We start from the raw sequence: 14,077 nt of genomic DNA on the forward strand, positions 1-14,077 counted from the left end.
CCGAACCGAAGTTAGGCAACCCTAACCTAACTCATCGTGTAGATGCCATCGTTCCCGTGGATGCCATCGTTCCCGCCACCCGGCCTCCGTCGAGCGCGATCACCCGCGGCAGCCGGGCGATGGTGGCCGGCCGGTGCGCGACGACGACGATCGTGCGGTCGCCGCGCATCCCGTCCAGGGCGTGCTCCAGCCGGCCCGCCGTCACCGGGTCGATGTCCGCGGTCGCCTCGTCCAGGACGAGCACCGCCGGATCGGCCAGCGCCGCCCGCAGCAGTCCGACGATCTGCCGCTCCCCCGCCGACAGCCGGGAGCCGCGCATGCCCACCTCGGCGTCGAGGCCGCCGAGGTCGCGGATCCACTCCTGAAGTCCCAGCTCGGCCACGGCCCGTTCCATCTCCGCCCGGCCCGGGACGCTGTGCACCAGCTCCAGGTTCTCCGCCACCGTGCCCGTCACCATGCGGACTTCCTGCGGCACCAGCACCACGCGCCGGCGCAGCTCCGCCTCCGGGATCTCCCGCAGGTCGACGCCGGCGAAGCGCACGACGCCCCGGTCGGGCGCGTAGAGGCCGCACAGCAGCTTCGACAGCGTCGTCTTGCCCGAGCCGGTCTCGCCCACCACGCCGCTGCGGTCGCCCACGGGGAAGCTCAGAAAGACGTCGCGCAGCACCTCGGTGCCGTCGCGGTAGGAGTAGCCGAGGTCCTCGCAGGTCAGTTCGCCGCGCAGGGGAAGCTCCGCCGCCGGGCCGTCCTCCCGGGGCTTCTCGTCCACGGCCCGGTCGGTGGCCGCCAGCAGGTCCAGCAGCCGGGCCAGGCCCGTACGCGCCGTCTGCACCTCGCCCACGAGCTGCGAGATGTCCGAGAAGGAGTCGAAGAGGTTGCGGCTCGCCAGGACGAAGACGACGACCGTGCCGACGCCCATCGCGCCGCGCGAGACGGACCAGCCGCCTACGAGAAGCAGCACGACCAGCGCGAACCCCTCGATCAGGCCGACCAGGTCGATACGGTTCTCGACCCGGATCGCGCGCCGGGCCGCGCCGACGGCCGCGGTGTTCTCCCGGTCGAAGCGCCGCAGCCAGCCCGGCAGGCCGCGGGCGCTCTGCAGCGCCTCCCGCACGTTCAGGGTCTCGGTGAACGTCGCCGCGACCGTGGCCTCCGCCGCCGCCTTTCCGCCGAAGGCGCGCGGCGCGGACCGCTGGAACCAGCGCATCACCAGCAGCGTCAGCGGCACGAAGACGGCGAGCTGCACCAGCGCCAGCTGCCACGAGTAGCCGAAGAGCACGACGAGGGTGAAGAGGAGGGTGGCCGTCGCCGACACCAGCCTGCGCAGGTGCATGCGCACGAAGGAGGCCAGGGCGGCGACTTCGCCGGTGGTGCGGCGCAGCAGGTCGCCTGTGCGGTGCGACTCCAGGAACCGCAGCGGCGCCGACGCCAGGTTCGCCACGCACTTCTCGCGCAGACTGCGTACGACGTTCTCGCCGGCCTTCGCCAGCAGCAGCTCCCCGGCGCGGGCGAGGCCCAGCTGGAGGACCGCGAGGAGGACGAGGACCACGGCGGCGGTCAGCAGCCCGCCGCGGTCCCGGTCGAGCAGGGCGTCGGTCGCCCGCCCGATCAGCGGGGCGACGGCCACCAGCGCGGCCGAGTCGGCCAGCCCGACCACGACGGCGACGGCGAGGGCGCGCCGGTGCGGGCGCAGGTAAGGAGCGGCGCGACGCAGCACGCGCCGCTCGTCGGGCTGCTCGTCGAGCAGAACCGGCTCAGCCACGATCGCCCTCCGGGGTGGTGACGGATACGGGTGCGGGTGCCGCCTCGGAGGCGGCGAGGCCGTCGTCGGCCGGGTCGGTGACGTTGTCCCTGCCGGGCCGCGCCTCGGCACCGGCCGTGCGGGCGTCGCTGTCCGCGCCGGCGTCTGCCGGACCGGCACCGGCGCAAGTGCCGGTGTCGGGCCGGGCGTCAGTGCCGGTGTCAGGCCGGCCGTCAGTGCCGGATTCGATGCCGGGACGGGCATCGATGCCGGCTCCGGGGTGAGACCGCGCCACGGCGACGGTGCCGGGCCGGGCGCAGGCGTCAGCCGAGCCGGTGTCGCTGCCGGCATCGGCGTGAGACTGCATGTCCGTGCCGGTGCCGGGCAGCACATCGGCATCGGCCGGGCCGGAGCCGGCCTGAGGCCGGGCGACGGCGCCGGTGCCGGGCCGGGCGTCGGCCTCTGGCGAGTGGGCGTCCTTGCCGGTGGCGTCGGCATCGCCGGCGTCACCTCCACGCCCCGCGGCCGTCAGTGTCACGACGCGGTCCGCCGCCTCCAGGACCGCGGTGCGGTGCGTGGCGAAGACGATCGTGCGGCCCGCGGACCACGCCCGCAGGCGGTCCAGGATCAGCCGCTCGGTGGTGGTGTCCAGGGCGGACGTGGAGTCGTCCAGGATGAGCACCTCCGGCTCGCCGAGCAGCGCGCGGGCGATGGCCAGCCGCTGGACCTGCCCGCCCGACAGGGCGGTGCCGCTCTCGCCGAGTTCGGTGGCGTAGCCGTCGGGCATCGCGGCGATCTGCTCGTGGATGCCGGCAGTTTCGCAGGCGGCGCGCAGTGCGTCGTCCGGCAGGTCGCGGCCGAGCCGCAGGTTCTCGGCGACCGTGCCGGACAGCAGCATCGGCCGCTGGGCGACGTACGCGATCCGGCCGCGGATGTCGTCCAGGGCCGCCTCGCGCAGGTCGGTGCCGCCGTAGCGGACGACCCCCGTGCCGGGGTCGTCGAGCCGGGCGGGCAGCCGCAGCAGGGTGCTCTTGCCGGAGCCCGTGGCGCCGTTCACGGCGACGAACTCCCCGGCGCGGACGGTCAGGTCGAGCGGCGCGAGGACCGTGACGCCGTCGCGGACGGCGCTGACGCCTGCCAGTTCCAGGTTCCCGCCCGGCGCGAGGGCCACCGGCTCGGCCGGGTCGGTGACGGTGGCCTCGATGGACAGCGCCTCGTCGATGCGGGAGGCGGCCACGTCGGCCTGCCCGCGGGCGAGGAGCCGGTCGACGAGGACGCGGGTGGCGAGGGTGATGCTGGCCATCCAGGAGGTGAAGGCGACCAGGCCGCCGATGGTCAGCCGGCCGTCGAGGACGGCGAGCCCGCCGAAGCCCACGCCGATCGCCACGGCCATCCGCGGCACGAAGGGTGCGACGGATGCCCAGGAGGCCTCGATCCGGGCCGCCTTGACGGTGCGGTCGGTGACGGCGGCGCTGGCCGTGTCGTGCCGGGCCACCAGCGGGCGGTGGCCGCCCGTGCCGCGCAGGCCGGTGCCGAGCTGGAGCAGGTCGGCCACGGCCTCGGCGCGCACGCCGTGCGCCTCGGCCAGCGCGCCGCTGGCCGCGCCGAAGCGGCGCGGGAAGTACAGGTTGACCCAGACCAGGAGCGGCAGCATCCCCAGCGTCACCAGCAGCAGCGACAGGTCAAGCACCCCCATGCCGGTCAGGACGCCGACGAACGTGGTGGCCAGCACGACCCAGACGGCCAGGCCGTGCACCCACTCGCGCACCAGGTCGGTGTCCCGGCCCGCGCGCATGGCCAGGTCGCCGTGGCCGCGCGAGGCGAGCGCGGCCCGGTCCAGGCCGGCCAGGTGCCGCAGCAGCCGGGAGCGCAGGTCGGCTCCCACCTTGGCGTCGGCGGAACCGGCCCAGTACTGCCAGCCGTAGAGCCCGGCGAACTGGATGCCCGCGGCGCACAGGGTGGCGGCCGCCCACACCAGCAGCGCGTGGTCGTCCTTGGCCGTGACGCCGTCGTCCAGCGCCTTCTGGATGCACCACGGGACCGCGAGGAACGCGATCTGCCGGACTCCGGCGGCGGCCATGGCCGCGCCGACCGTCGCCCAGTGCGGCCGCAGGGCGCCGCGCAGCAGGGCGCGGGCACGCCGTCGCCGTTCGGGCGAGAGGTCCCGTGGGCTCTCCTCTTCCTCCTCCGGGGAGCCCGTCTCCGGGGCGTCCTCGGCGGGCGGGACCTCCTCGGCAGTCGGCGGGCCCGGGGGCTCGTCGGCGGTGCCGGGGTGGTGCTCCGGCTTGGCGTGTTGGGTGCTCACGACGTCAGGTATCCGCTCTCAGCAGGTCGGCTCGGCCGCGGCGGGCGGACCGGGCGGGTGCCCGGCCCGCCCGCGGCGGCGGGTCTTCGGGAAGGGCCGGTCAGGACCGGGCGACGAGGCTCGCCGGTCGCATGTCGGTCCAGTGGGCGTCGACGTAGTCGGTGCAGGCCTGCAGGGAGTCCTCGCCGTGGACGGCCGTCCAGCCGTCGGGGACCTCGGCGAAGGCCGGCCACAGGGAGTGCTGGTTCTCGGCGTTGACGAGAACGAAGTAGCGGGCGTCGTTGTCCTCGAAGGGGTTGGTGGTGTTGCTCATGGCGCTGTGCTCCTTTTACGGGTTTACGGGTTTACGGGTTGACGGGTTTACGGGATCGGGATCAGGGAGGGTCAAGTAGTCATGGGCGCGGCTTCCCGGAAGCGGGCGGCGAGTTCGGCAACGGTGGGCGCGGCGAACAGGTCGCCGATACCCGGGCCGTCCTCGCCGGTGCCGAAGGCCTCGCGGATGCGGTGCAGCAGGGTCATCGCCAGCAGCGAATGGCCGCCGAGCTCGAAGAAGCTGTCGTCGACCGCGACTTCGGGCAGCCCGAGGACGTCGGCGAAGACGTCGCACAGCGTCTTCTCCGCCACGTCGCGCGGGGCCCGGCCCGTGCCGCCGGCGGCCATGTCGGCGGCGGTGGGCGCGGGAAGCGCCTTGCGGTCGAGCTTGCCGTTGACCGTCAGCGGCAGCGCGTCGAGGAAGACGAAGGCCGACGGGACCATGTACTCGGGCAGGGACTCCGCCAGCGCACGGCGGACGGCGGCGGCGTCGATGCCGTCCGCGGAGGCGGGGACGAGGTACGCGGCGAGGCGCTTGACGCCCGGGGTGTCCTCGCGGACGACCACGGCGGCCTGGGCCACCGAGGGGTGGCCGGTCAGGGCGTCCTCGATCTCGCCGGGCTCGACGCGGTAGCCGCGGATCTTGACCTGGTCGTCGGCGCGGCCGAGGAAGTCCAGCAGGCCGTCCCGGCGCCACCGTACGACGTCGCCCGTACGGTACATCCGGGCGCCGGGCTCACCGAAGGCCGCGCCGAAGGGGTCGGCGACGAACCGGCCGGCGGTCAGGCCCGGGCGGTCGAGATAGCCGCGCGCCAGACCGACGCCGGACACGTACAGCTCACCGGGGACGCCCACCGGCACCGGCCGCAGCGCCGCGTCCAGGACGTAGGCGCGCGTGTTCCAGATGGGGCGGCCGACGGTCGCGGTGTCGCTGTCGAGCGTGCCGCCGCCGAGCGTGTTGATCGTGTACTCGGTCGGGCCGTAGAGGTTGTAGCCCATGAGGCCGGGCGTCTCGCACAGGCGCGTCCACAGCGACTCGGGGACCGCTTCGCCACCGAGGAGGACCAGGACAGGGCGGTGACGGTCCTCGTCCAGCAGACCGCATTCCACCAGTGCCTGGGCGTACGACGGCGTCACGTTGATGACGTCCACCGCCTGCTCGGCACAGTACGCGGCCAGTCCCTCGGCGTCACGGCGCAGCGACTCGTCCAGGACATGCACCTCATGGCCTTCCACCAGCCACAGCAGCTCCTCCCACGACATGTCGAAGGAGAACGAGACCGTGTGCGCGATGCGCAGCCGCCGGCCGTCGGCGGAGGCGACGACGGGGTCGAAGATGGCCTCGCGGTGGTTCAGGAGCATGTTCGTCAGACCGCGGTAGGGCGTGACCACACCCTTCGGGCGACCCGTCGAGCCCGACGTGAAGATGACGTACGCGGCGGCGTCGAGATCCACCCGCGCCTCCACCGGCCCGTCCGGCAGACCCGCCAGCTCGGCCACGACAGCAGCGTCGTCCAACTCCACGCGCGGCACCCCGTCGACCTCCGGCATACGGGCGCGCGCCGTGGAATCGGTGAGCAGGACGACGGGTTCCGTCTCCTCCACCATGTAGGCGAGGCGGTCCACCGGGTAGTCCAACTCCAGCGGCAGATACGCCGCACCGGCCCGCAGCACCGCGAACAACGCCGCCACCATCTCCAGCGACCGCGGCAGCCCCAAAGCCACCACCTTCTCCGGCCCGGCGCCCCGCGCCAGCAGCAGCCGGGCGAAACGGTTCACCCGCGCATCCAGTTCCGCGAACGACCAGACACGGTCGCCCGCGACCAGCGCCACCGCCTCCGGCGTACGAGCGGCCTGCTCCGCCAGCAGGTCCGCCACCGAGGCGTCCGGCAGCTCGCGCCCCGTCTGCGCCCACTCCCCCAGGACCGCGCCCCGCTCCCACTCCGTGAGCACGTCGAGGGCGCCGATGCGGCGGGCCGGGTTCTCGGCCACCTGGGCGAGGAGGGACAGGAGCCGCTCCACGAGGGCCTCGGCGGTGGAGCGGTCGTAGAGGCCGGCCGCGTACTCGAAGGCGATGTCGATCTCCTCCGTGCTCGGCGTCTCCTCGAAGTTGAAGTCGAGCTCGAACTTCACGGCGCCCAGTTCGAACGGAAGGATGCGGCTCTCCAGCCCGAGGAGCCGGCGGGCCTCGCCGTCGCTGTTCCGGTATCCGAGCATCACCTGGAACAGCGGGTGACGGCCGGGGACGCGCGGCGGGTTGACGGCCTCGACGAGGCTGTCGAAGGGCAGGTCCTGGTGGGCGAAGGCCGCCAGGTCGTGCTCCCGGACGCGGCCGAGCAGCTCGGCGAACGTCGGGTCCCCGGACAGGTCGTTGCGCAGCACGAGCGTGTTGACGAAGAAGCCGACGAGCCCGTCGAGCGCGGCGTCCGAGCGGCCCGCGACCGGGGCGCCGAGCGGGATGTCGTCACCCGCGCCGAGCCGGTGGAGCAGGGTGGCGACGGCCGCCTGCAGGACCATGAACGTCGTCGTGCCCGTGGCCGCGGCGGCGTCGCGCAGCCCGCGGTAGACGGCCTGCGGCACCTGGGCCCGTACGGTGTCGCCGCGGAGGCCGGTGGTGCCCGGGGTGCGCGGGTGGTCGGTGGGCAGGGCGAGCTCCTCCGGGAGCCCGGCCAGCGCCTGCTTCCAGTACGCGGCCTCGCGGCTGTGCAGGCTCTGCTCGTCCGCGGGGTCGCCCAGCAGATCGCGCTGCCACAGCGTGTAGTCCGCGTACTGGACGGGCAGCGGCTGCCAGTCGGGGGCGGTGCCGCCGACACGGCCGGTGTACGCCGTGGTGAGGTCGTCCACGAAGGGCAGCATCGACCACTCGTCCCCGGCGATGTGGTGGAAGAGCAGCACCAGGACGTGGTCCGTGGGGCCGATGTCCAGCACGGTGACGCGCAGGGGCAGTTCGCGCGCGAGGTCGAAGCCGTGCCGTACGGCCGCCTTCACGTCGGTCTCCAGCGACGCCTCCGTGGTGGCGACGACGTGCAGCGCGTCGGCGGGGGCGGGCGCGTCGAGGATGCGCTGGACGACGCGGCCCTCGTGCTCGGTCACGACGGTGCGCAGGCTCTCGTGGCGGCCGGTCACGTCGGCCACGGCGAGCCGCAGCGCGTCCGTGTCGAGCGCGCCGCTGACCCGGACGACGAGCGGGACGTTGTAGGTGGCGCCGGAGCCGTCGAGGTTCTGCAGGAACCACATGCGGCGCTGGGCGTGCGAGAGGGGCAGCTCGGCCGGGCGCTCGCGGCGTACGAGGGCGGGCCGGCCGGCCGTCTCCCCGGCGGTGCGCTCGGCGAGCGCGGCCGGGGTCGGCGCCTCGAAGAGGTCGCGGATGGCGAGGTCGGTGCCGAGGGCCGTACGGATCCGGCTGACGAGACGGGTGGCCAGCAGGGAGTGGCCGCCCAGGTCGAGGAAGTGGTCGTCGGGGCCGACGGGGCCCGTTCCGAGCACCTCGCCGAACAGGGCGCACAGCTGCTCTTCCCGGGCGTCGGCGGGAGCGCGGCCGGTGCCGGTCGCGCCGAGGTCCGGGGCGGGGAGGGCCTTGCGGTCGAGCTTGCCGTTGACGGTCAGCGGCAGCGCGTCCAGGACGACGATCGCGGACGGAACCATGTACTCCGGCAGGGACTCCGCCAGCGCACGGCGGACGGCGGCGGCGTCGATGCCGTCCGCGGATGCGGGCACGAGGTAGGCCGCCAGGCGCTTGACGCCGGGGGTGTCCTCGCGGACCACGACCGCGGCCTGCGCCACGGAGGGCAGGTGCGCCAACGCGTCTTCGATCTCGCCGGGCTCGACGCGGTAGCCGCGGATCTTCACCTGGTCGTCCGCGCGGCCGAGGAAGTCCAGCAGACCGTCCCGGCGCCACCGGACGACGTCGCCCGTACGGTACATCCGCCCGCCCGGCTCGCCGAAGGGGTCCGCGACGAAGCGGCCCGCCGACAGGCCCGGACGGTTCAGATAGCCGCGCGCCAGACCGACGCCGGATACGTACAGCTCGCCCGGGACGCCGACCGGGACGGGACGCAGCCACGCGTCCAGCACATGGGCCTGCGTGTTCCAGATGGGGCGGCCGACGGTCGCGGTGTCGCTGTCGAGCGTGCCGCCGCCGAGCGTGTTGATCGTGTACTCGGTGGGACCGTAGAGGTTGTAGCCGATCAGACCGGGCGTGTCCTTCAGCCGCTGCCACAGCGACTCGGGCACTGCTTCGCCGCCGAGGAGGACCAGGACAGGGCGGTGACGGTCCGCCTCCAGCAGCCCGCATTCCACCAGTGCCTGGGCGTACGACGGCGTCACGTTGATGACGTCCACCGCCTGCTCGGCGCAGTAAGCCGCCAGTCCTTCGGCGTCACGGCGCAGCGACTCGTCCAGGACGTGCACCTCGTGCCCCTCGACGAGCCACAGCAGTTCCTCCCACGACATGTCGAAGGAGAACGACACGGTGTGCGCGATGCGCAGGCACCGGCCGCCGGCCGCCTCCACCACGGGGTTGAAGATGGCTTCGCGGTGATTCAGCTGCATGTTGGTCAGGCCGCGGTAGGGCGTGACGACGCCCTTGGGGCGGCCCGTCGAGCCCGACGTGAAGATGACGTACGCGGCGGCGTCGAGATCCACCCGCGCCTCCACCGGCCCGTCCGGCAGACCCGCCAGCTCGGCCACGACGGCAGCGTCGTCCAGCTCCACGCGGGGAACGCCGTCGACGCCCGGCATGCGGTCGCGTACGGACGAGTCCGTGATCAGGACGACCGGTGCAGTCTCCTCGACCATGTACGCGAGCCGGTCCACCGGGTAGTCCAGCTCCAGCGGCAGATACGCCGCACCGGCCCGCAGCACCGCGAACAGCGCCGCCACCATCTCCAGCGACCGCGGCAGGCCGAGGGCCACCACCTTCTCCGGCCCGGCGCCGCGGGCGAGGAACAGGCGGGCCAGGCGGTTCACCCGGGCGTCCAGCTCCGCGAACGTCCACATGCGCTCGCCCGCGACCAGCGCCACCGCGTCCGGCACGGCCGCCGCACGCTCGGCCAGCAGGTCCGCCACCGAGGCCTCCGGCAGCTCACGCCCCGTCTGCGCCCACTCCCCCAGGACCGCGCCCCGCTCCCACTCCGTGAGCACGTCGAGGTGCCGGACGAGCACGCCGGGGTCCGCGGTGATCTGTTCCAGGAGGGAGACGAAGCGCTGCGCGTGCTCCTCGACCGTTGCGCGGTCGAAGACGTCGGGGCGGAACTTCCATTCGAAGGTGAGCCGGTCGCCCGGGTTGGCCGCGAAGATCAGCGGGAAGTGGGTGGCGTCCACGTCGGTGACGTCGTCCACGCCGAGGGCATGTCCGATGCGGTCGCGCTCGCCCTGGTCGACGGGGGTGTTGCGCAGCACCTGGAGGGTGTCGAAGAGGCGGCCCGCTCCGGCGGCGCGCTGGATGGTGCCCAGGCTGAGCTGATGGTGCGGAAGGAGGGCCGCCTGCTCGCCCTGGAGGCGGGCCAGGTAGGCGACGGCCGTCTCGTGCCGGTCGAGGCGGGCGCGGACCGGGACGGTGTTGAGGAACATGCCGATGGTGCGGTCGATGCCCGTCAGTTCCGCCGGGCGTCCGGAGACGGTGGTGCCGAAGACCACGTCCTGGCGCCCCGTCAGTCCCGCCAGTAGCAGGCTCCACAGTCCCGAGAGGACGGTGTTGAGCGTCAGGCCGTGGGTCCTGGCGTAGCCGGTGATACGGGAAGTGAGGCCGGCGGTCAGCTCGGTGACGTGTTCCTCGGGCAGCAGGGCGGCGCGCTCGCGGGCCTGCGGGGCGATGAGCGTGGGTTCGTCGACGCCCGCGAGGGCGGAGCGCCAGGCCTCTTCGCCGGCGGCGGTGTCCTGGGTGTGGAGCCAGGCGAGGAAGTCGCGGTAGGCCAAGGGCCGGTCGTCGCCCGGGCCGGGCTGCGGCAGGGTGCCGCCGGCCACCAGGGCGTGGCAGCAGGCGAGCAGCTCCTGCAGGAACAGGCCGGTGGACCAGCCGTCCCACAGCAGGGTGTGGTGGGTGACGAGGATGTGCTGGCGGCCGTCGGGGGTGAGGACGGAGGACAGCCGCACCAGGGGCGGGGCGGCGAGGTCGAAGCGGGTGCGGGCCTCGGCGTCCTGCAGCCGCCGCAGTTCGGCGTCGGCGGCCTCGGGCGCGAGGGTGCGCAGGTCGGTCTCGGTGACGGGCACGGTGGTGCCGGCCGGGATGAACTGGACGGGCCGGTCGAGTCCGTCGTGGAGGAATCCGGCGCGCAGGTTGGGGTGCCGGTCGAGGACGGCGGTCACCGCGGTGCGCAGCGTCTCCGCGGGGACGGGGCGGCGCAGGGTGACAACGTCGCGGGAGGTGTAGACGTCGAGGGCGTCCTCGTCGTAGAGGGCCTCGAAGAGCAGGCCCTGCTGGAGCGGGGAGAGCGGCCAGATCTCGGTGACGCCGGGGACGGCGGCACGGACGGTCGCGGCGTCCTGCTCGCCGGGCGCGGGCAGTTCGGCGGCGGTGACGACGGCCGGGCCGGTGGTGTCGCCGGTGGGCGTGCCGTGGCCGGCCCGCTCCGCCAGCCCGGCGGGGGTGCGGCCTTCGAAGACGTCGCGCGGGCTGAGGGTGAGCCCTGCGGCGCGTGCGGCTCCGACGAGGCGGATGGAGACGATGCTGTCGCCGCCGAGGCGGAAGAAGTCGTCGTGGACGCCGACGCCGGGGAGTCCGAGGACCTCGGCGAAGAGGGCGCACAGGGCGGCCTCGGTCCCGGTGGCCGGTGCGCGGTCGTCGGCGGTCGCGCCTGCGTCCGGTGCGGCGTCGGGCAGCGCCTTGCGGTCGGTCTTGCCGTTGACGCTCAGCGGCAGCGCGTCGAGGGTCACGAAGGCGGAGGGGACCATGTACTCCGGCAGCCGGTCGGCGCAGGCGGCGCGCAGGGCGTCGGGGTCGGCGCCGGCACCGGCGGCGGGGACGACGTAGGCGACGACGTGCTGGGCGCCGGCCGCGGTGGTGCGGGCCAGGACGGCGGTGTGCCGGACGGACGGGTGGGCGGCGAGGACGGCCTCGATCTCGCCGAGTTCGATGCGAAAGCCGCGGACCTTGACCTGGTCGTCGGTGCGGCCCAGGTACTCGACGGCGCCGTCGGCCCGTCGGCGGACCAGGTCGCCGGTGCGGTACATGCGCGTCCCGGCCGGGCCCTGCGGGTCGGCCACGAAGCGCGAGGCCGTCAGCCCCGGGCGGTTCAGGTAGCCGCGGGCCAGCTGGACGCCGGCGAGGTAGAGCTCGCCCGGCACGCCCGCCGGTACGGGGCGCAGGGCCGCGTCCAGAACGTGCAGGCGGGTGTTCCACACCGGCCGGCCGATCGGGACGACGCCGGCGCCGGGCACCGCCCGGTGGTACGTCACGTCCACGGCCGCCTCGGTCGGCCCGTACAGGTTGTGCAGTTCGATGTCCGGCCACAGGGCCGCGAACCGGTCCACGGCCGCGGCAGGCAGGGCCTCGCCCGAGCAGAAGACGCGGCGGACGCCCCGGAAACCACTGCGGATCGTCTCGTCCTGCTCGGCGGCCGCGGTGAAAGCGGTCAGCATCGACGGGACGAAGTGCGCCGTGGTGACGGCGGCCTGCTCGGCCAGCCCGGCGAGGTAGTCCGGCTCGCGGTGCCCGCCCGGCCGGGCGAGGACGACGGCCGCGCCGCTGACCAGCGGCAGGAAGAACTCCCAGACGGAGACGTCGAAGCTGGCCGGGGTCTTCTGCAGGATCCGGTCCCCGGCGCCGATGCCGTAGGCGTCGCGCATCCAGTCCAGGCGGTTGACGACGGCCTCGTGCGTGACCACCACGCCCTTGGGGCGGCCCGTGGAGCCGGAGGTGTAGATGACGTAGGCGGCGTGCTGCGGGCCCGCCACGGGCTGCACGAGTGGGGCTGCGACGCGGGGTTCGTCGGCGAGCAGGACGGGCACGTCCTGCAGCCAGGAGAGCCGGGGGCGCTCGGCCGCGACGGTAAGGACGCACACGGGCGCGGCGTCGTCCGCCATTCCCGCCAGGCGCTCCGCGGGGTGGTCGAGGTCCAGCGGCAGGTAGGCGGCGCCGGACTTCAGCACGCCCAGCAGGGACACCATCAGTTCGGCGGAGCGCGGCACGGCCACGGCGACGATCCGGTCGGGGCCGGCACCGGCCGCGGTCAGCTCGGCGGCCAGCGCGCCCGCTTGCTCATCGAGCTGACGGTACGTCAGCTTTCGGCCCTCGTACACCACGGCCGTAGCGTCCGGCGTCGCCGCCAGCCGCTCGGCGAATCGCGTGACCAGCGTGCCGCCGGGCACCGGCCGGTCCGTGGCGTTCCACTCCTCGGCCAGGGCCCGGCTCTCGTCGGGGAGCAGCAGGTCGAGCCGGGCCAGCGGCGTCTCGGGGGCTGCGGCGAACAGGGTGAGCAGGTGCAGGAATCGGTCGGTGATGCGCCGGGCGTCCGCGCGGTCGAAGACGTCCGGGCGGTAGCCGAGCTCCAGGCGCAGGGTGTCGCCGGGCAGGACGCGCATGGTCAGCGGGTAGTGGGTGGCGTCGCGGGCGCCGAGGCCGGTGACGCGCAGGCCGCCGGTGGCCGCGGCCGCGCCGAGGACGCCGGAGACGTCGTCGCTGCCCGCGTAGTTCTCCACCACCAGCAGGGTGTCGAAGAGGGGGCCTTCGACGGGGGTCAGGCGCTGGATGCCGCCGAGGCCGAGGTGCTGGTGGTCCATCAGGGCGGCCTGCTCGGCCTGTACGGCGGCGGCGGTGGCGGCGAGCGTGGCGCCGGGCGCCAGGCGGACGCGGACCGGGAGGGTGTTGATGAACAGGCCGACCATGGCGTCGGCGCCGGGCAGGTCCGCGGGGCGGCCGGAGACGGTGGTGCCGCTGACGACGTCGGTGGCGCCGGTGAGGGAGCCCACGAGGACGCCCCACAGCGTGTGCAGGACGTTGCCGAGGGTCAGACCGCGGGTGCGGGCGGCGACGGTGAGGGCGGCGGTGAGGTCCGGGCCGGCCTCGGCCTCGACGTCCGCCGGTTCGGCCGGGGTGCCGAGGCCGGCGCCCGGGGCCACGGGGCGGGCCTCGGTGATGCCGTCGAGGGCGGCGGCCCAGGCGCGCCGGGCGGCGTCGGCGTCGCGGGAGGCGAGCAGTTCGAGGTGGTCGCGGTAGGGGCGTACGGGCGGCAGGGCGGCCAGGTCGCCGCGGGAGCCGACGAGGGTGAGCAGCTCCCGGACGAGGATCGGCATGGACCAGCCGTCGAGGAGCAGGTGGTGGCAGGTGACGACGAGCCGGGCGGCGTCCGGGCCGAGCCGTAGCAGGGTCAGCCGCAGCAGCGGGGGCTCGGCGAGGTCGAAGCGGTGGTTCCAGTCCTGCTCCATGGCGGCGAGGACGGCTTCGTCCTGGACGGGCCGGTCGTCGGCGAGCGCGGTGAGGTCGAGTTCGCGCAGGGGGGTGCCGACGTGGCGCTGGACGAACTGGACGGGGTCCTCGCCGTCGTCGTACCAGAAGCCTGCGCGCAGGTTGGCGTGGCGCTGCAGCAGCGCGTCGGTGGCGGCGGCGAGGTCGGCGGTCGCGAGGGGACCGTCGAGGTCGAGGTGGGACTGGACGACGTAGACGTCGCGGGAGCCGTCGTCGTAGACGGCGTGGAAGAGCAGGCCCTCCTGGAGGGAGGACAGGGGGTAGACGTCCTCGAGCGCGGATCCGGCGCCGGGGTCGTCTGCCGGGGTCAGGTCGG

3 protein-coding genes and 1 pseudogene are annotated in these 14,077 nt (G+C 74.4%); all 4 read right to left on the bottom strand.

Annotation, left to right across the window (positions count from 1 at the left end; genetic code table 11):
* Positions 1 to 31: 31 nt before the first annotated feature.
* A complete protein-coding gene (locus IE241_RS18585) occupies positions 32 to 1,762 on the bottom strand; it encodes an ABC transporter ATP-binding protein (RefSeq protein ID WP_190022877.1) in 1,731 nt (576 codons plus the stop codon).
* The gene (locus tag IE241_RS18590; RefSeq protein WP_190022878.1) at positions 1,755 to 4,046 is read right to left on the bottom strand and encodes an ABC transporter ATP-binding protein; all 2,292 of its coding nucleotides are present in this window, start codon (positions 4,044 to 4,046) and stop codon (positions 1,755 to 1,757) included. The genes IE241_RS18585 and IE241_RS18590 overlap by 8 nt, the downstream gene beginning before the upstream one ends.
* A gap of 100 nt (positions 4,047 to 4,146) precedes the next feature.
* Complete coding sequence (locus IE241_RS18595) at positions 4,147 to 4,359, bottom strand: MbtH family protein (RefSeq protein ID WP_168095428.1); 213 nt, start codon at positions 4,357 to 4,359, stop codon at positions 4,147 to 4,149.
* A 110-nt stretch (positions 4,360 to 4,469) separates the two neighbouring features.
* Positions 4,470 to 14,048 (bottom strand): annotated as a pseudogene (locus IE241_RS18600) (non-ribosomal peptide synthetase); the annotation flags it as partial.
* Between the last annotated feature and the right edge of the window lie 29 nt (positions 14,049 to 14,077).

It is taken from the genome of Streptomyces hiroshimensis (genome assembly GCF_014650335.1).
GTDB lineage: Bacteria > Actinomycetota > Actinomycetes > Streptomycetales > Streptomycetaceae > Streptomyces > Streptomyces hiroshimensis.

Bases quoted from the DNA above. Each gene is read 5' to 3' on its own strand.
- IE241_RS18595 (WP_168095428.1), bottom strand. From the start codon at position 4,359: ATGAGCAACACCACCAACCCCTTCGAGGACAACGACGCCCGCTACTTC.